Genomic DNA, 23816 nt, shown 5'->3' on the forward strand with positions numbered 1-23816 from the left:
GCCAGACCTCGGTATTCGAAGGCGCCCACTTCAGGACTGGTCCAGCCCACCCCGTTCGGCGCCTATCGTCGTGTCGGCCCCGTGCCCAGTGTGGACCACGGTGTCGCCCGGAAGGACCAGAAGGCGGGCCCGGATCGACTCACGGATGAGGTCGGCATCGCTGAACGAGCGGCCCGTCGCGCCCGGTCCGCCCTCGAAGAGGGTGTCGCCGGTGAAGACGCAGCCCAGGTCGGCGGCGTACAGGCAGACCGCGCCGGGCGCGTGGCCAGGCGTGTGCAGGACCTCGAGCGCCGTCCCGGCCACCTCGATGCGCTGCCCGTCCGCCAGGTCGACGTCCCAGAGCAGGTCGGGGTGGGTCAGCTCCCACACAGGCTTGTCTGCCGGGTGCAGCAGGATCGGCGCCCCCGCACGCTCCCTGACCTCGGGGGCGACGCGCACGTGGTCGTCATGCGCGTGCGTGCACACGATCGCCTTCAGCTTGCGCCCGCCGACCAGCGCGAGGATCGCACCCGCGTCGTGGGGGGCGTCGATGACGATGCACTCCTCGTCGTCACCGACCACCCACACGTTGTTGTCGACGTCGAAGGTCTCCCCGTCGAGGCTGAACGTGCCGCTGGTGACGGTGTGATCGACCCGGGCGCTCACGAGCCGCTCTCGAAGAGCACGACCGAGCGGAGCACGTCGCCGTGGTGCATCTTCTCGAAGGCGGCCTCGACGTCGCCGAGGCCGATCTCCTCGCTCACGAAGGCGTCGAGGTCGAGCCGGCCCTGCAGGTAGAGGTCGACCAGCATCGGGAAGTCTCGGCTGGGCAGGCAGTCGCCGTACCAGCTCGACTTGAGGGAGCCGCCGCGACCGAAGACGTCGATGAGTGGGATGTCGGGGACCTTCATGTCGGGCGTGGGGACGCCGACGAGGACGACGGTCCCGGCCAGGTCGCGGGCGTAGAACGCCTGCTTCCAGGTCTCCGGGCGGCCGACCGCCTCGATGACGACGTCTGCGCCGAAGCCGCCGGTGAGCTCCTGGATGGCGGCGACCGGGTCGGTCTCCTTGGAGTTCACGACGGCGCTGGCACCCATGGCCCTCGCCTTCTCGAGCTTCCGGTCGTCGACGTCGACGGCGATGATCCGCGAGGCACCAGCGAGCGCCGAGCCCGCGATGGCGGCCATGCCGACGCCGCCGCAGCCGATGACGGCGACGCTCTTGCCCCGGGTGACGTTGCCGGTGTTGATGGCTGCGCCAAGTCCGGCCATCACGCCGCAGCCGAGCAGACCGACGGCGGCCGCGCGGGCCGACGGGTCGACCTTCGTGCACTGACCGGCGGCGACCAGGGTCTTCTCCGCGAACGCACCGATCCCGAGCGCCGGGCTCAGCTCCGTGCCGTCCTCGAGCGTCATCTTCTGGGTCGCGTTGTGGGTCGAGAAGCAGTACCACGGCTCGCCGCGCAGGCAGGCGCGGCAGCTGCCGCACACGGCGCGCCAGTTGAGCACCACGAAGTCACCGGGCTCGAGCCCCGTCACGTCGGGGCCCACCGACTCCACCACTCCTGCTGCCTCGTGGCCGAGGAGGAACGGGAAGTCGTCGTTGATCCCGCCCTCCCGGTAGTGGAGGTCGGTGTGGCAGACGCCGCAGGCCTGCACCTTCACCACCGCCTCCCCCGGGCCCGGATCCGGGACGTTGATGGTCTCGATCGACACCGGGGCGCCCTTGCTCCGGGCGATGACCGCCTGCACCTGCTGCATCCGAACTCCTCATGTCTTCGAACCACTGTTCAAATGGCTGGGTGCCACCATAGAAGGACGTGACGAAAGGGGGCATCCCCATGTCCGGGCCAGTGCCGCGGAGGGGGTCTGAGAGTGCGCCGAGCCCTGACTTGCGCGCTGACTCGAGCCCCGACTTCTGGGCGTGGTACGACGCCCGGGAGCCGGCTCTGCAGCGCCTCGTCTTCCTGCTGACGCTCGACGCTCGGCGCGGGCGGGCGCTCCTCTCACAGGCGCTCCCGCCGATCGCTGTCGACTGGGCGCGCGTGGGCGTCGAGGAGGCCGACGAACGGCTCCTCGTCGACGTCTTCGCCCTGCTGCGGCCGCAGTGGCGGCAGCCGCCGACCTTCGAGCCCGAGGACCTGCCACCGGTGGGCTCCGCCCTCGCGGACACCGTCTGGGACCGGCTGTGCGACCTGCCCGGCGCTGAGCGCGCGGCGGTCGTGCTCAGCCGCCGTGAGGGACTCGGCCCGGACGACATCGCCCTGCTGGTGGGAGGCCACGCGGGGGCGGCCGAGGACGCCGTCAACGCGTTCATGGGCGAGGTGACGGCGCTGGTCGAGGAGGCGGCGCGACGGCAGCCTCCCCGCCTGCTGCCCTCGCCCGACTCGCTGGTCGACGACGTGCTGGCCGAGCGGGCCGACGCGGCGGCGTACCTGCCCGTCGGCCGCGAAGACGTCGACCGGGCCGCGGCGGGTCTCCGGCGCCGGCGCCGCCTGCTCGTCGGGGCCGCCACCACGGCCCTGCTCGCCGTGATCGGCGGGCTGACGGCTGCGCTCGGATCGGCGGAGCCGGAACCGCTGGCCAAGTCCGCCTTCGCCGGCCGGGCGGCCTCCATCCCGCAGCTGTCGCTGGCGAGGTACGACGCCACGGGCGCACCCAACGTGCCCTATCTCCTCGGCGACGCGCTCTACGACCCCGTGATCGGTCGGACGACGCTTCCGGTCGAGCACCCCGGGGTGGCGGTGCGGAGAGGGCGGCACGTGTTCGTGACCAACCTCCTCTCGGCCGGCGACGAGCATCTGGTGCGCGTCGCGTGGAGCGGCGCGGAGGTCGGTCGGGCGCCGACGGTCGGCGAACCGGTCGTGTCGGCAGACCGGTCCGCGCTCGCGTGGCTGCGCCGGCACGGGGACGGCCGGGTCGACGTACGCCTGGGAGCGCTGAGCCAACAGGTCGACCCCTCCTCCGTGCTGGCGGGGATGGCGCACCGGCACGTGGTCCTCAACGCCGACGACGGGGTCTGGGTCACCGACCTGCGCAGCCCGCCCTGGCGGCTCACCGGCCTCCGCGAGGCCACGGCGGTCTCGCGGACGGGCCTGGTCAGCGCCGTGGCCGACGCCGGCGGCGGCGCGGTCGTCGACCTGGAGGGGCGGGTGCAGTGGACCTCGCCGGACTGGCTCCCCGGTCCGATCAGCCCCGACGGGCGACGCGTCATCGCCGCCGGAGCCACCCGCGCCCGGCTCGTGCACGCCTTCCTGGACGCTCGGACCGGCCGGCTGGTCCGCGAGGTGCATTGGGGCGACTCGGTGCCGCGGGTCATCGACGAGCGCTGGGAGGACGCCCGGCACCTCCTCATGGTCGCCGCCGACCTGGGCCGGACGGCCATCCTGCGCGTCGACCTCGACGGCGAGGTCACCCGCGCGACCGGACCCGCTCGCGTGGACGTCGCCGGCTTCTCGCTCTACCGGTTCGCGGACGGGTGAGTCACGATGACATCGATGGATGAGCAGCCGGAGCCCGAGGTCGTCATCGACCTCGACGCCCCCCTGCCCCCTCCCCCGCCCGTCGACCCGGCACGGCGCCGGCGCGGCCGGCTCCTGGGCGGTCTGGTGGCGCTTGGCATCGCCGCCGTCGCCGTCCGGACCCTCGCCATGACCGGCGGCGGCCTGCCCGCCCCGCCGACACCCCGCGAGCCGCAGCAGACCCCGGCCGTGCAGGCGGACGAGGACCGCGTCCCCTTCCCGCCGCCGTGGGTGCTGCCCCCCGAGGAGCGCGCCCGGGAGGCGGCCGTCGGCTCGGTGTGGATCGAGCTCGAGACCCACTGCGCCAAGACCAGCGACGAGGAGTTCCGCTCCCTCACCGTGGTGCGGGCGACCTGTCGGACCGCGGTGAAGCGGGGGCCTGCTCCGCGCTGAGCCTCGCGCTGGCGTCGGGCGGCAACTCCCGCGCAATTGAACGGAAATGGTCGCTCGTGGGCGCCCCGAGCGACAAGTTCCGCGCAATTGAACGGGAGTGGGCGCCGACCAGCGCTGAGCCGACCAACAAAATTGCAACCCGCCCTCGCACCACCGCGTCTTGGTGGCGAGAGGAGGGAAGAATCCAGTGCACGCCATCGCCACACGAACGGGAGCACCGGTCCTGAGCACAGGAGTCGGGTCCCGCGAGTCCCACGACGCCGACTTCGCGGAGTACCTCGCCGCGCGTCAGCCTGCGCTGCTGCGGACGGCGTACGCGCTGACGGGCAACCGTGCCGACGCCGAGGACCTGCTCCAGACGGCGCTGGCGAAGCTCTACCTCTCCTGGGGGCGGGTGCGCGACCGCGAGGCGATCGACGGCTACGTGCGCCGGATCCTCGTCAACGAGAACAACTCGCTGTGGCGGCGGGCCTTCAAGCGCCGCGAGGTGGCCGTCGAGGCGGTCCCCGACCGGGCAGGTGGGGAGGGGCCGGACAGCGGGCACAACGACGCGCTGTGGTCGTTCGTCCAGTCGCTCCCGCCGAAGCAGAAGGCGGTGGTGGTGCTCCGCTACTACGAGGAGCTCAGCGAGGCGGAGACCGCCGACGTGCTCGGCATCTCCGTCGGCACCGTGAAGTCCCAGGCCAGCCGCGCCCTGGCCGCCCTGCGCGAGCGCGCCCCCCAGTCTCTCAACCCCTACGACAGCACCGACTCCGGAGAGGAGCGACCCCGATGAGCCCGATCCCGAACAACCCGTTCAACGACGACGAGCGTGCCCTCAACCGTGCGCTCCACGGACAGGTCGATCCGCTGCAGGCCAGCCCGCTGGGGCTCGGCGAGGTCCAGGCCAAGGCACGCGTCGTACGCCGCCACCGGCGCATCGCCGCCGCTGCAGCCGTGGCCGCCGCGGTCGCCGTGGTCGTGCCGACCGCCCTGGTGGCCACCCGGGGGCTCGACTCGACGCCCGACCGGCCGCCCGTCGCGACGCAGGCCCCCGACCCGACCCGGACGGAGGCCAGCGACCCCACGACGAGCAGCCCGCCCGAGGAGGCGCAGACGCAGCCGTTCGACCTGAGCGCCCTCGAGAAGGGCGACGACCCCAAGATCGACTGGGCCGACGGCCGCGACGTGCACCGCTTCGACGGCACCGTCGTCCCCGACGCGCTGCCCGCGGGGACGACCGACTTCGCTCCGATGGCCGACGGCTGGGTGGTGATGACCCGTGACGACCAGGGCGGCCAGTATGCGCAGTACGTCCCGGCCGACGGGGTGTCCACGCAGGTCGTGCACGACGCCTCCGGCGGTCTGGCCACCTCCCCGCTGGGTGAAGTCGTGGCGTGGGCTACCCCCGAGGGAACCGTCAACGGCTTCCACAACGGCGGCGAGCTCTTCGAGCTCCCGTCCGTCGGTGCCGGCGAGTACTTCGACGCGGTCGCAGTGACCACCGAGGACTGCCAGGAGGGACGCACGAGCCCCGGCGGCTGCACGGTCTACGTGAACACCAAGGGCCTGGAGAGCACGGCGCGCCTGACCTCCTCCCACGGCATCACCGATCTCGTCGCCGACGACATCGACGAGCTCACCGCCTGGACCTCGGGGCGCCTCGCCGGCATCGTCGAGCGTCGTGACGACATGACCACGTGCTCGGTCGTCAAGAAGAGCGACGACGGGCAGCCGGTCGTCTGGGAGACCTGCGACAACAGGCTCGTGGACTTCTCCCCGACCGGAGCAACCGTCCTGGGCGTGGGCAGCGTCGGTGACGGGGACGGCGGTGAGGGCGTCGTCACCCTCCTCGACTCGACGACCGGCACACCGCTCGTCGACCTGCGCGCCGACGAGAAGCACCAGACCTTCGCCTACCAGTGGGCGTGGGAGGACGACTCGCACGTGCTGCTCGTCGTCAGGTCCGGAGTCGACTGGTCGATCGTGCGGCTCGGCACCGACGGCTCGATGGAGTACGCCGTGGCGCCGGTCGCCGGCGACGCGGACCCGTCCACCTCTCCGCCGCCGCTCCTGCTGCAGCAGATCAGCTAGGCGACGACCTGCGTCACCGGCTGCGACGAGTCGGCGGGCAGGTCGAGCGAGGACGGCGTACGCCCGCGAGCGACCAGCTCAGCGCCCAGGGCGGCGACCATCGCGCCGTTGTCGGTGCACAGTCCCGGGCGGGGCACGCGGACCCGGACGCCGACCCGCTCGGCGCGCTCGACCGCCATGGCGCGCAGCCGGCTGTTGGCGGCGACGCCACCGCCGATCAGCAGGTCGTCGATCCCAGCGGTGGCCGCCGCGTCGAGCGCCTTGCGCACCAGCACGTCGCTGACCGCCTCCTGGAATGCCGCGGCCACGTCGGCCACCGGCACGGGCTCGCCGGCCCGCTCGCGGGCCTCGACCCAGCGGGCGACGGCGGTCTTGAGCCCGGAGAACGAGAAGTCGAAGCGGTGCCGCTCCATGTCACGGCCCGAGGTCAGCCCGCGCGGGAAGGCGACGTACGCCGCGTCGCCGTCGCGGGCCGCTCGGTCGATGTGCGGTCCGCCCGGGAAGGGCAGGCCCAGCAGGCGGGCCACCTTGTCGAAGGCCTCGCCTGCTGCGTCGTCGATGGTGGCGCCCATCGGGTCCACGCCCGTGGTGATGTCCGTGACCTGCAGCAGCGAGGAGTGGCCGCCCGAGACGAGCAGGGCCAGGCACGGCTCGGGCAGCGACCCGTGCTCCAGCTGGTCGACCGCCACGTGGGCGGCGAGGTGGTTGACGCCGTACAGCGGCTTGCCGAGCCCGATCGCCAGCGCCTTGGCCGCAGCGACGCCGACGAGCAGCGCTCCGGCCAGCCCCGGACCGCTCGTCACGGCGATGGCGTCGACCTCGTGCAGGCGTACGCCGGCGGTCTCGGCCGCCCGCTCCAGCGTCGGCACCATCGCCTCGAGGTGCGCCCGCGAGGCCACCTCGGGCACCACGCCGCCGAAGCGGGCGTGCTCCTCGACGCTGCTCGCGACCGCGTCGGCGAGGAGCGTGTGGCCGCGCACGATGCCGACACCGGTCTCGTCGCACGAGGTCTCGATGCCGAGCACCAGCGGGCCGTCCGTCACGCCGCACATCTTCCCTCACTCCCGAATGGGCAGCGAAAAGCAGTGTGAACAAAGTGGCCGATGGGGACGTCGGACGGGGTGAACTACCGTCCATCGCCCCCGCTCGGAAAGGTACGAAGCACGTGCGTTCACCCACCCAGACATTCAGGACGGGGCTCGGCGCCGCCACCGCCCTCGCCGTCGGCGCCACGCTCGTCGGCGCAGCGCCCAGCACCGGCGCGACCGACATCGACTCCGCGGCGATCACGCCGAAGACGTCGTTCACGATGAAGGCCGACGGCTCGTCCGGCACGGCCACCAAGGGCAACCGGATCCCGAACCTCGACATCGTCAAGAAGACGGTCCGCACCTACTACAACGCCACCAACGGCATCGCCGACAAGACGACGTCGCCCTACATCACCGAGATGAAGGCGATCCAGGACGCTCAGGCGGCGTACCTCGACCAGGCCTTCACCACCGTCACCGCAGCGGGCAAGATCCCTGCGATCGTGCTCGACACCGACGACACCACCCTCTGGAACTACGACATGGAGGACGGCGCGATGGGGTTCCACTACGACCCCGCGCTGCAGAACACGTGGGTGCAGGAGCAGCGCTTCCCGGCGACGCCCGGCATGGTCGCGTTCGCGAACGCCGCCGCGGCCAAGGGCTTCGCGGTCTTCGGCATCACCGGCCGCGGTGACAGCCAGCGCACCGCCACCCTCGCCAACCTCACGAAGGTGGGCTACACGGCCTTCGCGCCCGAGCGGTTCTTCACCAAGTGGCCGGGCACCGACAAGCCGGCGTACGTCACCTGCGCGGTCGTCACGGCGTGCACGACGGTCGAGTACAAGGCCGGCACCCGCAAGCACATCGAGACCGACCTGACGGGCACGGGCGGCAAGAGCTACGACATCGTGCTCAACGTCGGCGACCAGTGGTCCGACCTGATGGGCGGGTACGCCGACAAGACGCTCAAGCTGCCGAACCCGACGTACTACCTCCCCAGCCCAAACCTGCCGGGGGTCTCCGAGCCGGCGCTGGCGCCGAAGACGCAGTTCACGATGCTGCCTGATGGGTCCAGCGGGGCCACCGTCGGCGGGGAGAACATCCCCAACATCGACTCGACGATCGCCACCATCCGGGCGTACTACAACGCCAAGGACGGCATCGCGAGGCGCAGCAGGTCGGCGTTCGTCAAGGAGCTGAGGACCGCCACTCGCGCCAAGGCGGCCAAGATCAAGACGCAGTGCAAGAAGGCGGACCGTCCGCGCGGCAGGCACAAGACCCCCGCGGTCGTCTTCGACGTCGACGACACCCTGCTCTGGACCTACGACCTGCAGGACGCGGGCAGCGGCTTCGCCGGTGACGCCGCGCTGCGCAAGACCTGGGTCAAGAAGAAGAAGTTCCAGAGCGTCCCGACGATGGCGAAGATGGTCCGCAAGGCCAAGCGCGGCGGCTGCGCTGTCATCGCGATCACCGAGCGACCCGTCGACGAGCTCGCCCAGACCCGCAAGAACCTCAACAAGCGGTTCAACTGGGTCTTCTCCAAGAACAACGTGATCTCGTCGACCAACAAGGCCGCGACCCGTGCGCAGCTCAAGCAGACCCGTCGGCTGCGCATCCTCTGGAACGTCGGCGACCAGCCGGCCGACCTGCTCGGCGGGCACGCGGAGCACCGCTTCCAGGTGCCCAACCCGACGTACTACCAGCCCTGAGTAACAGCACCGCTTCCCCACCAGGCTGGTAGCTACGCAGGCGCCGCCGTCGAGGTCCGATCAGCTTCCGAGAGATGCTTGATCATGACCTCGGCGGCGGTGCCGTCGGCGTAGTAGCGAGGCCGCCGGTCGAGCACCGCATAGCCGGCCGCGGCGTAGAACGCGCGGGCGCCGTCGTTGTCCTCGCGGACCTCGAGCAGGACGCGGTCGGCACCCAGCTCGACAGCCAGGTCCTCGATCGTGGCGAGCAGCCGGGTCGCCAGGCCGGTACGACGGTGCTCGGCGTCGACGGAGATCCGCTGCAGCTCGGCGATCTCGGCCGCCACGCTCACGACCGCGTGCCCGACCAGCGGGCCGTCCGCATCCGCGACGAACCAGTGCGCCGTCGGCACCTCCCCACCGACCCCTTGGGCGACGAACCCGAACGGCCACGCCTCGCCACCGAGGTTGCGGTGCTCGAGCTCGGACACGCTCAGCGCGTCGTCCAGCCGGGCCGGGCGGATCCTCATCCCCGTGGTCGAGCCGCGGGCTCGTCGGCGTCCGGCCGGCGCAAGTAGAGGGGTTCCGGGTCGAGCAGCTCGGCTCGCTCGTCGGTGATCACCCTGGCCAGCCAGCCGGCGCTCGGGCGGGTCGGCGCGATCAAGTGCGGGAACGCATCGGGGTAGAGCCGCGGCCCCTCCCCCGCGACCGGCAGCTCGGTCGCCGCGTCGGCCGGGCGGACCACGGCGGGCCCGCCCACGCGCCGACCGGCGTCGTCGTACGACGCGAGGTAGACCTCCTTGCGCCGGGCGTCGGTGGCCACCACGAAGTCGCCCGCCACCTGCCCGGTGTCGACGGCCTCGACGGCCAGCACGTCGAGCGAGCACACGCCGTACACGGGGATCTCGAGGACGAACGCCAGGGTGCGCGCCGTCACCAGCCCGACCCGCAAGCCGGTGAAGGGGCCGGGACCGACGCCGACCCCGATCGCCGTGAGGTCCTGGCGCACGACGCCCGCGTCGGCCAGCACGCGCTCGATCAGCGGCGCGAGCTGCTCGCCGTGGCGCATCGGCACGTCGGCACTCGCCTCCGCGACGACGTCCTCGCCGTCGTGCAGCGCCACGGTGACGAGCGGGGTCGCGGTGTCGAGGGTCAGCAGAACCGTCACAAGGCCCGCCAGTGGGTGGTCAGGACGCGGTTCCCGTCGTGCACGTCGAGCAGGTGGATCGCGTACGTCGGCGGCGCGTCCAGCCAGATCCTCGGGAGGTCCTCCCCCTCGAGCGGGATGGTCGAGGACACCCCGCCGCCGACGAGGAGCGGCCGGCCGGCGAACGTGGTGGACACGGCCATGTGCACGTGGCCGACCAGGCTGGCGACGACGTGGCTGTGCGCGGCGAGCACCCGCTCGAGGGCGTCGGGGTCGCGCAGCAGGATCGAGTCCATCCACGGCACCCCGACCGGGCGCGGGGGGTGGTGCCAGCAGACGAAGGTCGGGAGCAGCGACGAGGCAAGCTCGGCGTCGAGCCAGTCGAGGGTCGGCTGCGCCAGCTCGCCGTGGTCGATCCGCTCCCCCGGCGGCGCGGGCACGAGCGAGTCGAGCATGAGGAAGCGCACGCCGGCCACGTCGCCCGCCACGCCGCCCGCCACGTCGCCCGCCACGTCGTACGCCGCGTTGAGCGGCTCGCCCGTGGGCAGCCCGAAGAAGGCCTCGGCGAAGGGTTCGCGGACGTCGTGGTTGCCGGTGCCCCACAGGACCGGCGCGGGCAGGTCGGCGTAGACGTCGAGTGCCTCGGCGTACTCCTCCGCGCGGCCGTGGTCCGCGACGTCGCCGGTCACGACCACGACGTCGGGCGCGATGCGCGCGACCGACTCGGCCACACGTCGGTTGCGGTCGGCGACGCCCGGCCGGTTGCCGAAGTGAGTGTCGGTCAGGTGCGCGATGGTGAGCACGGCCTCAGTCTCCCAGCGGGTCGAGCCAGCGGGGGCCCACGGGTGCGACGAGGACGGTGCGCGGATCCAGCTCGTCCTCGCCGGTCGGGTCGCTGCCCTCGGCCCTGCGGATCCGGATCTCCAGCCGCGAGTCGGCCAACCCCTCGGCCACCCCAGCTCCCCACTCCACGACCGTCACGGCCTCGTCCAGAGAGGCGTCGAGGTCGAGGTCGTCGAGCTCGTGGATGCCGCCGAGCCGGTAGGCATCGACGTGGACGAGCGCGGGGCCATCGACCAGTGAGGGGTGGACGCGCGCGATGACGAAGGTCGGCGACGTGACGCCGCCGCGGACCTGCAATCCCTCGCCGAGGCCCCGGGTGAGCGTGGTCTTGCCTGCCCCGAGACCGCCGGAGAGCACCACCAGGTCGCCCGCGCGCAGGTCGCCCGCCAGCCGCTCCCCCAGCGCGCGCATCGCCTCCGCGTCCGGAGCCTCGTGGCGCGTCGGGGCCGGTCGCTCCAGGCGGACGTACGGAGCCTCGTGCTCGGTCTCGGTGAACCCCTCGTGGCGCCAGAACCGCACGGTGCCGGGCAGCTCCTCCCGCGCGAGCACCGCGACCCTCCGGAAGCCGACCGCCTCGTCGAGGGCGGCCGCCACCAGCGCCGCGGCGACGCCGGTGTGCTGGGCGTAGGGCACCACGCCGACGCGGCGCAGGAACAGCGTGTCTCCCTGCGGGTCCAGGACCAGCGCCCCGGCCGGCTCGGCCTCGTGCAGGGCGAGCAACCCGCCGTGCCGGGCCAGCGCCTCCGCCAGGGACGTCTCGGTCTCGGCAAGCGCGTCGGCGGGCGGGTCGAGGGCGGGCCGGGCGACGAAGGCGGCGCGCACCACCGCATGGACGTCGGCGGCGGCCTCGGCCCCGACCCGCGCCACCTCGATCACTGGACCTGTTCCTGGGCCAGCCGTTCGACCGCGCGCTCGAGCAGGTCGTCGAGCTCGGCGTTGACCTCCCGGTGGCTCTCCAGCACCACCATGTGGCCCGCGTCGCGGCACTGCAGGAGCTCCGAGCCCGCGATCGACTCGTGCAGCTTGCGGCTGTGGTGGACGCCGGTGATCTTGTCCTTGGTCCCGCAGATGATCGAGGTGGGCACCCGCTCGAACGGCTCGAGGTGGGTCCAGTGGTCGAGGCTCGCGAACGCCGGGAAGAAGTCTGCGACCACGCTGAAAGGGGTCTTGTCGAGCATGTCGTAGGTGAAGTCGACGTACGACGCGGGCACGGCGCTGCCGAAGGCGTAGGTGTCGACGACGACCCTGGCCACGTCACGGCCCACCGCACGGACCCGGTCCACCATCCCCGAGCCGCGCGAGAGGGTGCTGACCACACGGGTGACGATGCCGGGACCGATGCCGGCCGGGAGCAGCGGGAAGAGGATCCGCCCGGGGTCCAGGCCCCCCGCGGTGGTGGCGATCAGCGCGGCGCCGACGACCTTGGTGCCGAAGAGGTCCGGCCGTCGCTCGGCCAGCGACATCACCGTCATGCCGCCCATCGAGTGGCCGACCAGGACCACGGGCTCGTCGCCGGTGAGGTCGTCGAGCACCCGCTCGAGGTCGCTGCCGAGCTGCTCGATGGTCGCGTGGTCGTCCGGCGACCTGCCCGACCGTCCGTGGGAGCGCTGGTCGAAGAAGATCGTGCGCACCTGGCCGCGGTAGCCGGCGCGCTGGAAGTGCCAGCAGTCGAGGTCGAGGGCGTAGCCGTGCACGAACACCACGGTCGGGGTCAGCTCGTCGCGACGCCGGTCGCGGGCGGTCGACGTGAGCGACTCGTCGACCTCGTCGACCTCGGCGTACAACGGGACGCCGTCGTCGGCGACGACGGTGATCGGGTCGGCGCGCAGGCTCCCGAACGGCAGGTGGTCGCCGTCGTCGCGGTGCCGGATCTGCCGGCCGCGCCGCACGACCCTGGCCGCGACCCCCGCGGCCGCGATGCCCGCGGCACCGGCCGCGATGCCGAGGATCCTGCCGCGGGCACTCATGGGGCCGCTCCGACGTAGCGGTGCGCGAAGCGTCCGCCGATCCGGGTCACGATCTCGTAGCTGATCGTCTCGCAGGCCTCGGCCCACTCCTGGGCGGTCGGCTCGCCGTCGTCGCCGGAGCCGAAGAGCACCACGTCGGTGCCCGGCGCGGGCAGCTCTCCGTCGAGGTCGACGACGACCTGGTCCATGCAGACCCGACCGCGGAGCGGGCGGCGCCGACCGCTGATCCAGACCTCGGCACGGTTGCTCGCGTGACGCGGCACGCCGTCGCCGTACCCCGCCGGGACCAGCCCGACAGTGGTGTCGTGCTCGGCGACCCACGTGTGGCCGTAGGAGACGCCGGCGCCGGCGTGGATCGGCTTGCTGAGCGCCAGCGTGGCCCGTGCGGACATCGCCGGGCGGAGGCCGAGCGCGCTGGTGTCGGGCTGGCCGGGGGCCGGGTCGAGCCCGTACGCCGCCAGCCCGCACCGGACCAGGCCGAAGCGGCTGCTCGGCCGCAGGATCGCCCCCGCGGAGTTGGCGAGGTGGGTGACCTCGGGGTCGAGCCCGGCCTCCTCGGCGACGGCCAGTGCCTCGCGGAAGACGGCCTCCTGGGCCTCGTTGGCGGGGTGGTCGGGATCGTCGCTGCAGGCGATGTGGGACCAGATGCCGGTCACGGCGATCGTGCCGGCCCCCTCGAGCTCGCGGGCGCGGGCGACGAGCCCCGGCCAGTCGGCGACCGTGGCGCCGCCGCGGGAGAGCCCCGTGTCGACCTTGAGCTGGACCCGCGCGGCTCGATCCGTGACGGCGGCAGCGATCTCGTCGAGCTCGGCGAGGGTGTACGCCGTGACGTCGACGTCCCCGGCCAGCGCGGCGGCGTAGTTCTCTCCGGGGACGGCGAGCCAGCACAGGAGCCGTCCCTCGTCACCGGCAGCACGCAGCGCCAACGCCTCGTCCAGGGTGGCGACCCCGAGCCAGTCGGCGCCTGCCTCGCGGGCCGCGCGGCCGACGGGAACCATCCCGTGCCCGTAGCCGTCCGCCTTCACCACCACCATCAGCCCGGCGGGCTCCACCAGGTCGGACAGCAGGCGCACGTTGTGGCGGACCGCGTCGAGGTCGACGACGATCTCGGCCCGCGCGGTCATGGGTCCGATCCTCTCAGCCCGTGTCGGGCGCGCCGTCAGGGTGTCCGCAGGCCCCGGACGGCCTGCGGCAGCGCGGCGGCGACAGCCGACGCGCGGAGCGGCCCGCCGTGCGAGGCGAGCGTGGCTGCGGCGCCGTGCAGCCAGGCGCCCGCCGAGGCGGCGTCGAAGGGCTCGAGACCGGCGGCGGCCAGCGCCCCGACCAGGCCAGCGAGGACGTCTCCCGCACCGGCAGTGGCCAGCCACGGGACGCCCGTGGTGTTGATCCTGGCCCGGCCGTCCGGGTGCGCGACGACGGTGCGTCGTCCCTTGAGGAGCACCACCGCGTCGTACGCCGCGGCCGCCTCGCGCGCGTGCCGCAGCGGCGCGGCCTCGACGTCCTCGCGGGGGACCTCCAGCATCCGGGCGAGCTCGCCGGCGTGCGGGGTGAGGATCGCGTGCCGTCCGACCGGGCGTGGCGTCGCGGTCAGCGCGTCGGCGTCGACCACGACAGGGACGCCGTCCTCGAGCGACCGGGTGAGGGCGTCGGACGCCTGGTCGCCGCCGCCCGACCCGACCACCCAGGCCTGCACGCGGCCGGCACCGGAGACCGTCTCGGGGTGCGCGGCCAGCACCTGGTCGGTCGCGCCGCCGTCGTAGCGGACCATCCCGGCGAGCCCGCACCCGGCGCCGGCGACGGACAGCACGGCGGCGCCGGGGTAGCGCTCCGAGCCGGTGCGGACGCCGACGACACCCCTGGAGTACTTCTGGCTCTCGCCGCCCGGCTCCGGCAGCAGCGCGGCCACGTCCTCGGACTGGAGCGCCTCGACGGCGGCCTCGGGCAGCTCGAGCCCGATGTCGACGAGCAGCACGGCCCCGGCCGCCGCTGCCGCGGGGTCGGCCAGGAGGGCGACCTTGTGGGTGCCGAAGGTGACGGTGATCGCCGCTTGGACGTGCGGCCCGGCCAGCTCCCCGGTGTCGGCGTCGACGCCGGAGGGCAGGTCGACCGCGACCACCGGGACCTCGCTGAACCGCTCCAGCGCAGCCAACGCGTCCGGCCGGAGCCCGGGGGTGCCGCCGATGCCGACGATCCCGTCCACGACGACGTCGGGCCGCTGGGCGTCCTCGACGTCGACCACCCGCCCGTACGCCGCCTCCAGTGCCGCCAGCCCCTCTGCGTGCGCCCGCTCCGGGGCCAGCAGCACCGCCTCGACACCCACGCCGCGCCGGGCCAGCACCGCGCCGGCGTACAACGCGTCGCCGCCGTTGTTGCCCGCGCCGACCTGCAGCAGCACCTTGGCGCCGTACCCGCCGCCGAGGAAGTCGAGGACGGCGTACGCCAGTCCGTGCGCGGCCCGCTGCATCAGCGCGCCCTCGGGGAGCGTGCGCATCAGTGCGTCCTCGGCGGCCCTGACCTGGGCCACGGTGTGCGCCCGCAGCATGCTCGCCACGCTAACGCGGTTCCGACCGGATCGGTCAGCCCTCGAGCACCACCACAGCGGAAGCGATCCCGGCGTCGTGCGACAGCGAGAGGTGCACGGAGGTCACGCCGAGCGCTTCGGCGCGGGCCAGCACCGTGCCGCGCAGCTCCAGCAGGGGTCGCCCCGACAACTCCGAGACCACCTCGGCGTCGTGCCAGGCCATGCCGACGGGGGCGCCGAGTGCCTTGGCGACCGCCTCCTTGGCCGCGAAGCGAGCGGCGAGCGAGGCGGGCGGCCGACCCGCCTCGGCGGCGGTGAACAGCCGCTCACGCAGGCCGGGCGTGCGCGCCAGCGACGCCTCGAACCGGTCGATCTCCACGACGTCGATGCCGACGCCGATGACGGCCACGCCCGATCCCCGTCGCCGCGGCTACTCGACGGTGACGGACTTGGCGAGGTTGCGGGGCTGGTCGACGTCGTGGCCGAGCAGGGAGGCCAGCTCGCAGGCGAACAGCTGCAGCGGCACCACGGCGACCAGCGGCTGCAGGAGGACGGGCACCCGGGGCAGCGGGATCACCGAGTCGGCGTACGACGCGACGGCGGGGTCGTCCTCCTCGACGAGCAGCAGCGTCCGGGCACCGCGGGCGCGGATCTCCTGGATGGCGCTGATCATCTTGTCGTGGAGCTGGTCGCGCCCGCGCGGGGGCACGACGCAGAAGACGGGCAGCCCCTCCTCGATGAGGGCGATCGGGCCGTGCTTGAGCTCACCGGCCGCGAAGCCCTCGGCGTGGATGTAGGCGAGCTCCTTGAGCTTGAGAGCGCCCTCGAGGGCCACGGGATACCCGGCATGGCGGCCCAGGAACAGCACCGAGCGCGCGTCCTTGAGCTCGGCGGCGAGCGCGTAGATCTCGTCCTTGCGGTCGATCAGGGTCTGCAGGTGGGCCGGCATCTCCTCCAGGTCGTTGACCACCGCCGTGATCTCGTCGCCGAACATCGTGCCCCGCACCTGGGCGAGGTAGAGCCCCAGCAGGTAGCTCGCGACGAGCTGGGTGATGAAGCCCTTGGTCGAGGCGACCCCGATCTCCGGGCCGGCGTGGGTGTAGATCACCGCGTCCGACTCACGCGGGATCGTCGAGCCGTTGGTGTTGCAGATCGCGAGCACCCGCGATCCCTGCACCCGCGCGTGCCGGATCGCCTGCAGGGTGTCGGCGGTCTCGCCGGACTGGCTGATCGCGACGACGAGCGTGTTGGCGGTGAGGATCGGGTCGCGGTAGCGGAACTCGTGGGCGAGCTCGACCTCGACAGGGATGCGGCACCAGTGCTCGATGGCGTACTTGGCCACGAGGCCTGCGTAGAAGGCCGTGCCGCAGGCGATCACGATGATCTTGTCGACGTCGCGGAGCTCCTGCTCGGAGAGCCGCATCTCGTCGAGCTGCAGGGCGCCCGACGGCGTACGTCGGCCAAGGAGCGCGTCCGCGACAGCCTGCGGCTGCTCGTAGATCTCCTTGCGCATGAACCAGTCGTGGCCGTCCTTCTCGGCGGCGGAGAGGTCCCAGTCGACGTGGTAGGGCTTGCCCTCGGCCGGCGAGCCGTCGAAGCCGGTCACGGTGACGCCCTCGCGGGTGATCGTGACGACCTGGTCCTGTCCGAGCTCCAGCGCGTCGCGGGTGTGCTCGATGAAGGCGGCGACGTCGGAGCCGAGGAAGTTCTCGCCCTGCCCGAGACCGACGACCAGCGGCGAGTTGCGGCGGGCCGCCACCACGCGGTCGGGGTCCTGCGCGTCGACGGCGACGAGGGTGAAGGCACCCTCGAGTCGCCGGCAGACGGCCTGCATGGCGGTGGTCAGGTCGCCGCCGGCGTCGAGCTCACGCTCGAGGAGGTGCGCCGCGATCTCGGTGTCCGTCTCGGACCGCATCTCGTGGCCCTCGGCCTCGAGTTCGGCACGCAGCGTGGCGTAGTTCTCGATGATGCCGTTGTGCACGAGCGCCACCCGGTCCCGGCGTCCAAGGTGGGGGTGCGCGTTCTGGTCGTTGGGGGCGCCGTGGGTGGCCCAGCGGGTGTGCCCGATGCCGGTCGTCGACTCCGGGAGCGGCCGCTCGCCGATGGCCTTCTCCAGGTTGGCGAGCTTGCCCGCGCGCTTGTCGGAGTGCACGGTGCCCGCCTCGATCAGGGCGATCCCGGCCGAGTCGTAGCCGCGGTACTCCAGCCGGCGCAGGCCCTCGATGACCACGCCCTGCGCCTGCTTGTCGCCGACGTAACCCACGATGCCGCACATAGGGGGTGAGTCTACGGCGGTGAGCAGCAGGCCAGGGCCGGGGAGGCGCACCGCGGGCTGCAACAATGCCGGGCATGCCGGACCCGACGTCGCGTGACGGCGCCCGCGACGAGGGACAGCGCGAGGCGTCGCCGTACGTCGAGCTCGACCGCAGGGCCTGGGCCGCCCTGGCCGGCACCATGGAGTCGCCGCTCACCGAGGACGAGATCGAGCGGTTGCAGGGACTCGGCACCCAGCTCGACCTCGACGAGGTCCGTCAGGTCTACCTGCCCCTGTCGCGCCTGCTGAGCCTGTACGTCGGCGCGGCCGGCCGGCTGCACCGCGAGCAGGAGGAGTTCCTGGGCGTCGGACACCCGCCGCGCACCCCGTTCGTCATCGGCGTCGCCGGGTCGGTCGCGGTCGGCAAGTCCACGACCGCGCGGGTGCTCCAGCAGATGCTCGCTCACTGGCCCGAGCACCCGAACGTCGCGCTGGTCACCACCGACGGCTTCCTGTTCCCCAACGACGAGCTCGAGCGCCGCGGACTGATGCAGCGCAAGGGTTTTCCCGAGTCCTACGATCGGCGGGCGCTGACCAGGTTCGTGGTCGACATCAAGTCCGGCAAGGACGAGGTCGAGGCCCCCATCTACTCCCACCTCGTCTACGACGTCGTTCCCGACGAGCGGGTCGTGGTCAAGAAGCCCGACATCGTGATCATCGAGGGTCTCAACGTCCTCCAGCCGGCGCGGGTGCGCGGTGACGGACGCCCCGGGCTGGCGATCAGCGACTTCTTCGACTTCAGCGTCTACGTCGACGCGCGCACCGACACGATCCGGCAGTGGTACGTCGACCGGTTCCTGAGCCTGCGCGAGACCGCGTTCCGCGACCCGGCGTCGTACTTCGCGAAGTACGCCGGGCTCAGCACCGACGAGGCGGTCGCTCAGGCCGAGCAGATCTGGGACTCGATCAACGGCCCCAACCTGACCGAGAACATCCTGCCCACCCGCGGTCGCGCCAGCCTCGTGCTGCGCAAGGACGCTGACCACTCGGTGCGCTACGTGCGGCTCAGGAAGGTCTGACGGTCGTCGAGCTCAGTCGAGACGCTTCTGCAGCTCGAGCAGGCGCTCGGTCGGCACGTAGCCCATCCGCTCGTTCACGAGGTTCATGGCGGTGTTGGTGTCGGCGTTGCAGGTCGTCGCGCGGACGCAGTCGGGGAAGTCGGCGAGCACCCGCCGGTGTCCGGCCAGCTTGACGGCGTACCCGAGCCGGTGGCCCCGGTGCTCGGGCGCGACGATCGTCACGCCGACCTCGGCCGTCTCGGGGGCGAGATGACTCACCCTGATGTCGCTGAAGGCGGCGACCTCGCCGTCGTCCGACACCGCGACGGCACTGATGACGGAGCGGCGGATCTCGACCAGCCGGGCCTCGTGGGCGCGCAGGCGCTCGGGGGTCCACTCCGAGTCGCGCAGGTCGGTCTCACCGAGCGGCACCTGGGAGTAGAACGAGCTCAACAGCCGGGCGATCCCGTCGATCAGGTGGTCGGGATAGACGGTGTCGAAGGTCTCGATGCGGTACGCCGCGGCGTGCTCGGCGACCTCGTCGTCGAGCGGGGCCCAGGTCGAGGGCGCGGTGGTGAGGTCGAGGTCCTTCTCCTGCTCCTCGTTGGCCACCTGGTAGCCCTGGGCCAGCGCGAACCTCTCACCCGGGATGACGGTCCCGGGCAGGCCCTTGGCCTCGGCCAGCAGCGTGCTGCGCCCGGCGGCAGCGGCGCGCGCATCGAGGTCGCGCGACAACAGCGTCGCGATCCCCTCGCGGCGCCGCTGCGGCAGCACCCACAGCTCGACGAAGGCCAGGTGGTCGTTGTCCTTGGTCGGCAGCGAGAACATCGAGGCGCCGACCGGGGACCCCCCGTCGTACGCCGTCACGAGCGTCAGCTCGCGCTCCGGGTTGTGCGCCGGAAGCGCCACCCGGCTCTGCGCCCATTTGGGCCAGGGGCTGTGCGGCCGCTCGGCCTCGGCGGCGTGGCCGACCTCCCACCAGTCCCTCAGCACCGCTTCGTCGGAAGGGTCCACGACCCGCAGCTCCACCGTCACGGTGCCCGAACCTACGTCACCGGCTCAGAGAGCGAGGCGCTCCCGGACGACCTTGGCGAGCCGGTCGGCGACACCGCGGGCCTCGTCGGCAGTCGGCGCCTCGACCATCACGCGCACCAGGGGCTCGGTGCCCGACGGGCGCAGCAGGATCCGGCCGCGCCCGGCCAGCTCGGCCTCCTCGACGGCCAGCGCGGCCACCAGCACCTCGTCGTCGTCGGCTCGGGCCTTGTCGACGCCGGGGACGTTGACCAGCACCTGCGGCAGGCGGGTCATCACGCCCGCCAGCGACGCCAGGCTCTGCCCGGTGGTGACCATCCGCTCCAGGACGTGCAGGGCGGTGAGGATGCCGTCGCCCGTCGTGGCGTGGTCGCTCATGATCACGTGCCCTGACTGCTCGCCGCCGAGGGTGTAGCCGGACTCGACCATCTCCTCGAGCACGTAGCGGTCACCGACCTTGGTCTGGAGGACGCGGATGCCGGCCCCCTCCAGCGCCTGCACGAAGCCGAGGTTGCTCATCACCGTCGCCACGACCGTGTCCTCGACCAGCCGGCCACGATCGCGCATGGCGAGCGCCAGCACGGCCAGGAGCTGGTCGCCGTCGACGACCTCCCCGGTGGCGTCGACGGCCAGGCAGCGGTCGGCGTCGCCGTCGAACGCGAACCCGACGTGGGCGTCGTGCTGCAGCACGGCCTGACGGAGCGGCTCGAGGTGGGTCGACCCGCATCCGTCGTTGATGTTGGTCCCGTCGGGTGACGCGTGGATCGCCACCACGTCGGCACCGGCGTCGGCCAGCGCCTGCGGCCCGGCCACCGAGGCCGCGCCCTCGGCGCAGTCGAGGACGACGCGCAGACCCGCGAGCGGGTGGTCGATCGACCGCACGAGGTGGGCGGCGTACTCCGCCACGGCGGTCTGGTGGGTGCGCACGGTGCCGACGGCGCCGCCGGTCGGGCGCTGCCAGGGCTCGTGCAGCCGCTGCTCGATGGCCAGCTCGATGGCGTCGTCGAGCTTGCGGCCGCCGCGGGCGAGGAACTTGATGCCGTTGTCGGGCATCGCGTTGTGGGAGGCCGAGATCATCACCCCGAGGTCGGCGCCCAGGGTGTCGGTGAGGTACGCGACGCCGGGCGTCGGCAGCACGCCGAGCAGGACGACGTCGACACCGGCGGACGCCAGTCCGGCCACGACCGCGGCCTCCAGGAACTGCCCGGAGATCCGCGGGTCGCGGCCGACGACGGCGAACGGCCGGTGGCCGTCGGGACCGTCGCCGAGCGGCGTGCCGAACTCTCCGAGGTCGGCCAGCACGTGTGCGGCCGCCACGGAGAGCTCGAGCGCCAGCTCGGCGGTCAGGTCGTCGTTGGCAAGGCCGCGGACGCCGTCGGTGCCGAAGAGTCGAGCCATGATGTGGTGGGAGACTCGGCGATCAGCGCTTGCTGTACTGGGGAGCCTTCCGGGCCTTCTTCAGACCGGCCTTCTTGCGCTCGATGACGCGCGAGTCGCGCGTCAGCAGCCCGGCCTTCTTGAGCGTCGCGCGGTTGGTCTCGGTGTCGATCTCGTTGAGCGCCCGGGCCACGCCGAGGCGCAACGCGCCGGCCTGGCCGGTGATGCCGCCGCCGTGGATGCGGGCGATGACGTCGAAGCGGCCCTCGAGGTGCAACGCCACGAACGGCTCGTTGACGACCTGCTGGTGCAGCTTGTTCGGGAAGTAGGAGTCGAGCGTGCGGCCGTTGACCCGCCACTGGCCGGTGCCGGGCACGAGGCGGACGCGGGCGACGGCCTCCTTGCGACGGCCGGTCGCGTTGGCCGGGGCGATGGTCGCCGGGCGGGACGGGGAGTCGGCGGTGCCGTCGCTCTCGCTGGTGTAGGCGACGCCGCTCTCGTCCGCGGTGAAGGTCTCGTCGGCCTCGACGGTTTCGGTGGTGTTCTCAGACACGTGAATGAGTCCTTCGTCGCTTACTGGGAGATCTGCGAGATCTCGAACGGGGTGGCCTGCTGGGCAACGTGCGGGTGCGTCGGACCCGAGTAGACCTTGAGCTTCTTGAGGATCTGGCGACCGAGGCGGTTCTTGGGGAGCATGCCCCAGACGGCGTTCTCGATGGCCTTGCGGGCGTCCTTCTCGAGCAGCTCACCGATCGGCGTGGCCGAGAGACCGCCGGGGTAACCCGAGTGGCGGTACACCATCTTGGTGGTCTTCTTGCTGCCCGACAGCGCGACCTTCTCCGCATTGATGACGATGACGAAGTCACCGGTGTCCATGTGCGGGGCGTAGATCGGCTTGTGCTTGCCGCGAAGCAGGTTGGCGGCGGTGACCGCGAGGCGACCGAGCACGATGTCGGACGCGTCGATCACGTGCCACTCCCGGGTGATGTCACCGGGCTTGGGGCTGTACGTGCGCACAGGCGTATGCCTTCTCGTTCGTAGGATCCCGACCGGGGTGCCGGCCGAGTGGTGGAACCGCGGCTTCTGACGAACACTGCCTGGCTTCTCTTCATCCAGGTCTGCACCCTCCACCTGACGAAGCGTGGCGTGGGCGCGGCAGGAGTCGCGACTCGCAAGGGTACGGCGACTCAGGTGTGGAGCGCCAATCCGCGCGGTCCAGACCACGTGGTTTCGCGCGTCTGACGCTGCGAGCCTCGGACGATGGTGTTCCCGCTGGAGCCCGACCGACTGTACGTCACCGACGGCGGGCTGGAGACCTCGCTCATCCACAAGCAGGGGCTCGAGCTGCGGGAGTTCGCGGCCTTCGAGCTGCTGTGCGGACCCGACGGTCACGACGAGCTGGCCCGCTACTTCGCGCCATACGTCGCGCTTGCCCGAGAGCGCTCGCTGGGCATGGTCGTCGACACCGCGACCTGGCGGGCCAATCCCGACTGGGCGTCGACGCTCGGCTACTCCACGTGGGCCCTCGCGGAGCTCAACGGGCGCGCCGTCGACCTGGCCCGCGAGGTCGCCGCCGGGCTCGACGGACTCCCTGCGGTGGTCGACGGAGTCGTCGGCCCCCGCGGTGACGGGTACGTCGTCGACGACGCCATGTCGCCCGAGGAGGCAGCCGACTACCACGCGGCGCAGGTGGCGGTGCTCGCCCGCGACGGCGTGGACCTCGTCAGCGCGATCACGATGAACTACGTCGAGGAGGGGGTGGGCGTGGCGTTGGCAGCCGCGGCCGCGGGCGTGCCGGCGGTCATCTCGTTCACCGTCGAGACAGACGGGCGACTGCCGACCGGGCAGACCCTGCACGAGGCGGTCGAGCAGGTCGACGCGGCGACCGGCTCGTCGCCGGCGTACTTCATGGTCAACTGCGCGCACCCCACCCACTTCGCGCGGGCTCTGGACGCCGAGGGCCCGTGGCGCGAGCGGATCGGCGGGCTGCGCGCGAATGCGTCGCGGATGAGTCACGCCGAGCTCGACGCGTCCGAGGACCTTGACGACGGCGACCCGTCGGAGCTGGGCGCGCTGCACCGAGACCTGCGCACCCGACTCCCCGGGGTCCAGGTGCTCGGCGGCTGCTGCGGCACCGACGAGCGCCACGTCACCGCGATCGCTGACGCCTGGCTGCGCTGAGACGCCGACCGCTCGCGGCGCGACGTCAGCGCGCATCGGCCCTGCACGACGCTCTCAGGCGGCCCTCGGCCTGGCTTTGAGCGACGACCGTCTGGTGCCGTGGTGGTCGCGGAGGTAGGTCAGGCCGTGGGGGTCGGTCCAGCGCCAGCCGATGTCGAGGGGCAGGCGTTCGTAGGTCCAGGCGGTGTGGGTCTTGAGCCGGTGATGTCGCCGGCACAGGGGGGCGAGGTTGTGATCGCACGTCTCGCCGCCCTCGGCGTAGGGCGTGCAGTGGTCCTTGTCGCACTGTCGGGCTGGTCGGGAGCACCAGGGGAACACGCAGGTGGGTTCGCGCAGGGCGACCCGCAGGGCCATCCGGGCGCCGACTTCGTACCGGTCGACGCTCACGGGCTGGTTGAGGTCGATGACCTTGGTGACCCTCACCTCCGTCTCGGGCCGCCCGCACCAGTTGGCGACCTGTTGGGCCAACACCGGGCGGCCCGCGCCACCGGTGGTGGTCTCGACCCGGGCGACCTCACCCCCGAGCGCACCGTGCAGGGACTGCTCGGTGACATGGACGAACAGGTGCACACCCCGCCGTGACCGCCTCGCGGCCCTCCCCGACCCCGCCCCAGGCGTCTCCGCGCCGGGCGACCCCGCCCCGGGCGTCTCCTCGCCGGGCGTCTCCGCGGCGGGTGTCTGGGCGGCGGGTGTCTGGGTGCCGGCGGCGAGCAGCGCGGCGGCGTGGGCGGGGTCGGCGAGCACCCCGA

24 protein-coding genes are annotated in these 23816 nt (G+C 72.6%); 7 read left to right on the forward strand and 17 right to left on the reverse strand.

The genetic code is table 11. The annotated features are described in order from the left end of the window. Window positions 1–30 precede the first annotated feature (30 nt). Both ABD295_RS06170 and ABD295_RS06175 read right to left on the reverse strand, forming a co-directional pair. Window positions 31–645 carry an MBL fold metallo-hydrolase gene (locus tag ABD295_RS06170; RefSeq protein WP_344302794.1) on the reverse strand — a complete coding sequence of 205 codons (615 nt, stop codon included), beginning with the start codon at window positions 643–645 and terminating at the stop codon, window positions 31–33. Beyond that, a complete protein-coding gene (locus tag ABD295_RS06175; RefSeq protein WP_344302795.1) occupies window positions 642–1739 on the reverse strand; it encodes an S-(hydroxymethyl)mycothiol dehydrogenase in 1098 nt (365 codons plus the stop codon). Before ABD295_RS06175 ends, ABD295_RS06170 begins: the two co-directional genes overlap by 4 nt. Window positions 1740–1870: 131 nt before the next feature. On the opposite strand from ABD295_RS06175, the gene ABD295_RS06180 reads away from it, so the two are divergent. From ABD295_RS06180 to ABD295_RS06195, 4 genes are all read left to right on the forward strand, one after another. Next, entirely contained in the window at window positions 1871–3460 is a 1590-nt protein-coding gene (locus ABD295_RS06180; RefSeq protein WP_344302796.1) for a hypothetical protein, read from the forward strand. 15 nt (window positions 3461–3475) lie between these two features. Beyond that, entirely contained in the window at window positions 3476–3892 is a 417-nt protein-coding gene (locus ABD295_RS06185) for a hypothetical protein (protein ID WP_344302797.1), read from the forward strand. 187 nt (window positions 3893–4079) lie between these two features. Next, window positions 4080–4667 carry a SigE family RNA polymerase sigma factor gene (locus ABD295_RS06190; RefSeq protein WP_344302798.1) on the forward strand — a complete coding sequence of 196 codons (588 nt, stop codon included), beginning with the start codon at window positions 4080–4082 and terminating at the stop codon, window positions 4665–4667. Then, a complete protein-coding gene (locus ABD295_RS06195; protein ID WP_344302799.1) occupies window positions 4664–5965 on the forward strand; it encodes a hypothetical protein in 1302 nt (433 codons plus the stop codon). Before ABD295_RS06190 ends, ABD295_RS06195 begins: the two co-directional genes overlap by 4 nt. Here the strand turns inward: ABD295_RS06195 and tsaD are convergent. Next, complete coding sequence (gene tsaD, locus ABD295_RS06200) at window positions 5962–7008, reverse strand: tRNA (adenosine(37)-N6)-threonylcarbamoyltransferase complex transferase subunit TsaD (RefSeq protein ID WP_344302800.1); 1047 nt, start codon at window positions 7006–7008, stop codon at window positions 5962–5964. The genes ABD295_RS06195 and tsaD overlap by 4 nt on opposite strands. 122 nt (window positions 7009–7130) lie before the next feature. On the opposite strand from tsaD, the gene ABD295_RS06205 reads away from it, so the two are divergent. Next, window positions 7131–8708 carry an HAD family acid phosphatase gene (locus tag ABD295_RS06205; protein WP_344302801.1) on the forward strand — a complete coding sequence of 526 codons (1578 nt, stop codon included), beginning with the start codon at window positions 7131–7133 and terminating at the stop codon, window positions 8706–8708. A gap of 32 nt (window positions 8709–8740) precedes the next feature. Here the strand turns inward: ABD295_RS06205 and ABD295_RS06210 are convergent, their stop codons facing one another. The 9 genes from ABD295_RS06210 to glmS are packed head-to-tail and all read right to left on the reverse strand — an operon-like array spanning window position 8741 to window position 17440. Next, on the reverse strand, window positions 8741–9217 hold the full coding sequence (locus tag ABD295_RS06210) for a GNAT family N-acetyltransferase (RefSeq protein WP_344302802.1): 477 nt from the start codon (window positions 9215–9217) through the stop codon (window positions 8741–8743). Continuing rightward, window positions 9214–9855, reverse strand: a complete 642-nt coding sequence (tsaB, locus tag ABD295_RS06215) for a tRNA (adenosine(37)-N6)-threonylcarbamoyltransferase complex dimerization subunit type 1 TsaB (protein WP_344302803.1) — start codon at window positions 9853–9855, stop codon at window positions 9214–9216. Before tsaB ends, ABD295_RS06210 begins: the two co-directional genes overlap by 4 nt. After that, window positions 9852–10637, reverse strand: a complete 786-nt coding sequence (locus ABD295_RS06220) for a metallophosphoesterase (protein ID WP_344302804.1) — start codon at window positions 10635–10637, stop codon at window positions 9852–9854. Before ABD295_RS06220 ends, tsaB begins: the two co-directional genes overlap by 4 nt. Before the next feature lie 4 nt (window positions 10638–10641). Further along, entirely contained in the window at window positions 10642–11553 is a 912-nt protein-coding gene (gene tsaE, locus ABD295_RS06225; protein WP_344302805.1) for a tRNA (adenosine(37)-N6)-threonylcarbamoyltransferase complex ATPase subunit type 1 TsaE, read from the reverse strand. Further along, entirely contained in the window at window positions 11550–12644 is a 1095-nt protein-coding gene (locus tag ABD295_RS06230; RefSeq protein WP_344302806.1) for an alpha/beta fold hydrolase, read from the reverse strand. The genes tsaE and ABD295_RS06230 overlap by 4 nt, the downstream gene beginning before the upstream one ends. After that, a complete protein-coding gene (alr, locus tag ABD295_RS06235) occupies window positions 12641–13768 on the reverse strand; it encodes an alanine racemase (protein ID WP_344302807.1) in 1128 nt (375 codons plus the stop codon). The genes ABD295_RS06230 and alr overlap by 4 nt, the downstream gene beginning before the upstream one ends. A gap of 35 nt (window positions 13769–13803) precedes the next feature. Continuing rightward, window positions 13804–15186, reverse strand: a complete 1383-nt coding sequence (locus ABD295_RS06240; RefSeq protein WP_344302808.1) for an NAD(P)H-hydrate dehydratase — start codon at window positions 15184–15186, stop codon at window positions 13804–13806. Between the two features lie 34 nt (window positions 15187–15220). Next, window positions 15221–15574 (reverse strand): holo-ACP synthase, encoded by a 354-nt coding sequence (locus tag ABD295_RS06245; RefSeq protein ID WP_344302809.1) that lies wholly within the window; start codon window positions 15572–15574, stop codon window positions 15221–15223. A 21-nt stretch (window positions 15575–15595) separates the two neighbouring features. Continuing rightward, window positions 15596–17440 (reverse strand): glutamine--fructose-6-phosphate transaminase (isomerizing), encoded by a 1845-nt coding sequence (gene glmS, locus ABD295_RS06250; protein ID WP_344302810.1) that lies wholly within the window; start codon window positions 17438–17440, stop codon window positions 15596–15598. A 74-nt stretch (window positions 17441–17514) separates the two neighbouring features. Here glmS and coaA point away from each other — a divergent pair, with 74 nt between their 5' ends. Further along, the gene (gene coaA / locus ABD295_RS06255) at window positions 17515–18498 is read left to right on the forward strand and encodes a type I pantothenate kinase (protein WP_344302811.1); all 984 of its coding nucleotides are present in this window, start codon (window positions 17515–17517) and stop codon (window positions 18496–18498) included. Window positions 18499–18510: 12 nt separating this feature from the next. On the opposite strand, the gene ABD295_RS06260 is transcribed toward coaA, so the two are convergent. Genes ABD295_RS06260 through rplM form a run of 4 tightly spaced genes read right to left on the reverse strand, consistent with a single transcriptional unit; the run spans window position 18511 to window position 21903 of the window. Next, window positions 18511–19512: a GNAT family N-acetyltransferase gene (locus ABD295_RS06260; protein ID WP_344302812.1), complete on the reverse strand. Its 1002-nt coding sequence runs from the start codon at window positions 19510–19512 to the stop codon at window positions 18511–18513. 24 nt (window positions 19513–19536) lie between these two features. Further along, window positions 19537–20907, reverse strand: coding sequence for a phosphoglucosamine mutase (glmM, locus tag ABD295_RS06265; protein ID WP_344302813.1), 1371 nt, complete (start codon window positions 20905–20907; stop codon window positions 19537–19539). Between the two features lie 22 nt (window positions 20908–20929). Beyond that, complete coding sequence (gene rpsI, locus ABD295_RS06270) at window positions 20930–21439, reverse strand: 30S ribosomal protein S9 (protein ID WP_344302814.1); 510 nt, start codon at window positions 21437–21439, stop codon at window positions 20930–20932. Between the two features lie 20 nt (window positions 21440–21459). Then, window positions 21460–21903 (reverse strand): 50S ribosomal protein L13, encoded by a 444-nt coding sequence (rplM, locus tag ABD295_RS06275; RefSeq protein WP_344302815.1) that lies wholly within the window; start codon window positions 21901–21903, stop codon window positions 21460–21462. A 243-nt stretch (window positions 21904–22146) separates the two neighbouring features. On the opposite strand from rplM, the gene ABD295_RS06280 reads away from it, so the two are divergent. Further along, complete coding sequence (locus ABD295_RS06280) at window positions 22147–23067, forward strand: homocysteine S-methyltransferase family protein (protein WP_344302816.1); 921 nt, start codon at window positions 22147–22149, stop codon at window positions 23065–23067. Window positions 23068–23121: 54 nt separating this feature from the next. Here the strand turns inward: ABD295_RS06280 and ABD295_RS06285 are convergent. Continuing rightward, window positions 23122–23816, reverse strand: a 695-nt coding sequence (locus tag ABD295_RS06285; protein WP_344302817.1) for an HNH endonuclease signature motif containing protein, incomplete at its 5' end; no start/stop codon positions are given.

The sequence above is a fragment of the Nocardioides bigeumensis genome (genome assembly GCF_039531755.1).
GTDB classification, from domain to species: domain Bacteria; phylum Actinomycetota; class Actinomycetes; order Propionibacteriales; family Nocardioidaceae; genus Nocardioides; species Nocardioides bigeumensis.

Coding starts and splice junctions, on each gene's coding strand:
- ABD295_RS06175 (WP_344302795.1), bottom strand. CDS start 1,739: ATGCAGCAGGTGCAGGCGGTCATCGCCCGGAGCAAGGGCGCCCCGGTG.
- ABD295_RS06185 (WP_344302797.1), top strand. CDS start 3,476: ATGGATGAGCAGCCGGAGCCCGAGGTCGTCATCGACCTCGACGCCCCC.
- ABD295_RS06195 (WP_344302799.1), top strand. CDS start 4,664: ATGAGCCCGATCCCGAACAACCCGTTCAACGACGACGAGCGTGCCCTC.
- ABD295_RS06210 (WP_344302802.1), bottom strand. CDS start 9,217: ATGAGGATCCGCCCGGCCCGGCTGGACGACGCGCTGAGCGTGTCCGAG.
- ABD295_RS06230 (WP_344302806.1), bottom strand. CDS start 12,644: ATGAGTGCCCGCGGCAGGATCCTCGGCATCGCGGCCGGTGCCGCGGGC.
- alr (WP_344302807.1), bottom strand. CDS start 13,768: ATGACCGCGCGGGCCGAGATCGTCGTCGACCTCGACGCGGTCCGCCAC.
- ABD295_RS06240 (WP_344302808.1), bottom strand. CDS start 15,186: ATGCTGCGGGCGCACACCGTGGCCCAGGTCAGGGCCGCCGAGGACGCA.
- glmS (WP_344302810.1), bottom strand. CDS start 17,440: ATGTGCGGCATCGTGGGTTACGTCGGCGACAAGCAGGCGCAGGGCGTG.
- coaA (WP_344302811.1), top strand. CDS start 17,515: ATGCCGGACCCGACGTCGCGTGACGGCGCCCGCGACGAGGGACAGCGC.
- glmM (WP_344302813.1), bottom strand. CDS start 20,907: ATGGCTCGACTCTTCGGCACCGACGGCGTCCGCGGCCTTGCCAACGAC.
- ABD295_RS06280 (WP_344302816.1), top strand. CDS start 22,147: ATGGTGTTCCCGCTGGAGCCCGACCGACTGTACGTCACCGACGGCGGG.